The organism is Muribaculum sp. An289 (assembly GCF_002159555.1).
GTDB classification, from domain to species: Bacteria; Bacteroidota; Bacteroidia; order Bacteroidales; family UBA932; genus Merdivivens; species Merdivivens faecigallinarum.
Map to the genome: position 1 here is coordinate 1 of NZ_NFIV01000025.1, position 1567 is coordinate 1567.

Sequence of the window (1567 nt, forward strand, 5' to 3'; positions counted from 1 at the left end):
CATTAGTGTCCCGTTAAAATGGGACGAGTTAAACAATTAATCAAAAAGCCCCGGAATCAGGGGATCATTTAGATCTTTGACATCATTGAAATTAGTCTTGTCGAACAGGTCACGCAAGTGGGTTTTGTCAGTCAATGATATGCTGAGAATTTGCAAAACTTCATAGGTTGAACGTTTCAACTTCATATCATGTTGGACAATAGCCACAAGACAGTACGTGATAATCGCCACACTGATTTGTATGCGAACAGCGTTCTCTGTTGTGCCCCAGAATTTCTTTATCTTGAGATGCTGCTTGAGCCATTTGAAGAACAGTTCGATTAACCATCTTTTCTTATAAAGATTGGCGACATCCAGTGCAGAAAGTTGTTTTGCATTCGTCAAGAAAGTGAACTCACGGTCATCTTCTTCGTCGTAATATCGGACGAGTCTGAATGACTCAGGATATTTTTTCTCGGAGAGATATCCGGTCAGTTTCACTTCCGCATCTGTCATTATGTTCTTTGGCATTCTTCGCTTCCATTTGACTGTCTTATACTTTAAGTTCGTCTTGGCTCTGACAACAAAGAAAGAGTCTGTAAGATGTATCCTATAGAGTTCTTTAAAGGAGTCATAAGCCCTGTCGAATATATAATAAGCATTTGGTTCATAATGGATTGACGACATTGCTGTGGAATCATGTTTTGATGCAGTGGTAACAGTATAGAAGGCAGGAACTTGTGCTTCAATGTCGTATAAGACATGAGCTTTCACCCCTCCTTTTTTGCTTCGGAACTTTGCCCATGGGAATGTTGCAAGACACAACGGAATCGTTGTTGAATCAAACGCATATTTCTTTCCGGAAATGTCAAGGATGTTGGTCGTCCGCTTCTCGCAGGCTTCCTTCATCATATAGAATGCAAAGTCTTCGAAGATTCTGTAATCACGGTTCTGGTTGGCTGTCGCAAGAGTTGTCTTGGCTATCGGTTCACGACCTAAACCAAGATGATATTGCTTGGCCCTATGCGCCTCGAAAGCAACGATTAAGTCTCGCAGGCTCTCACGATTGCTCAGTTGTCCGAACATCATAGCAAGTAACTGATTCCAGCAAGTGAAATGTTTCACATATCTGTTGCCATCATACTTGCGAACATAGTTGTTGAACTGAGTCCTGTTCAGAAAAGCGGTTAATTGAGAGAATACGTATTTATCTTGGAACATAGCAGTCATTTGTATTAGACTGCAAAGTTGCAAAATCAAGTCCGTTTCATTTCAAAAAACCATGTAATTGACTATATTTCAATAATTTCAAAGAACTATTTATCCACTTTTACGGGACAGTAGTGATAGAATTTGTTAAATATATCGAAAACCTGAAACCTATTCAACATAGAAGAAGTATTTTATCTTCAATCTTTAAAATAGATACTATTACGGATTTAAGAAATGGGAAATAATATAGTTATATTTAAGACTGAAGATACTGTTCCAAAAAGTGTGTCTGAGATAGAGGGATAAAAAAAAGTCTACAGATTTTTTAGATTTGTAAAAGCAAAAAGAAACAAAAACTAAAAAAGGAGTAGACTTT

The 1567-nt window shown here is 37.9% G+C and carries 1 protein-coding gene; it reads right to left on the bottom strand.

The window, feature by feature from the left end; translation table 11 throughout:
* Positions 1 to 36: 36 nt before the first annotated feature.
* Complete coding sequence (locus tag B5F83_RS10435; RefSeq protein WP_087278703.1) at positions 37 to 1200, bottom strand: IS4 family transposase; 1164 nt, start codon at positions 1198 to 1200, stop codon at positions 37 to 39.
* Positions 1201 to 1567 lie beyond the last annotated feature (367 nt).

What these genes read in the sequence shown, in the direction of transcription:
- B5F83_RS10435 (WP_087278703.1), bottom strand. Translation starts at nt 1,200, where the DNA reads ATGTTCCAAGATAAATACGTATTCTCTCAATTAACCGCTTTTCTGAAC.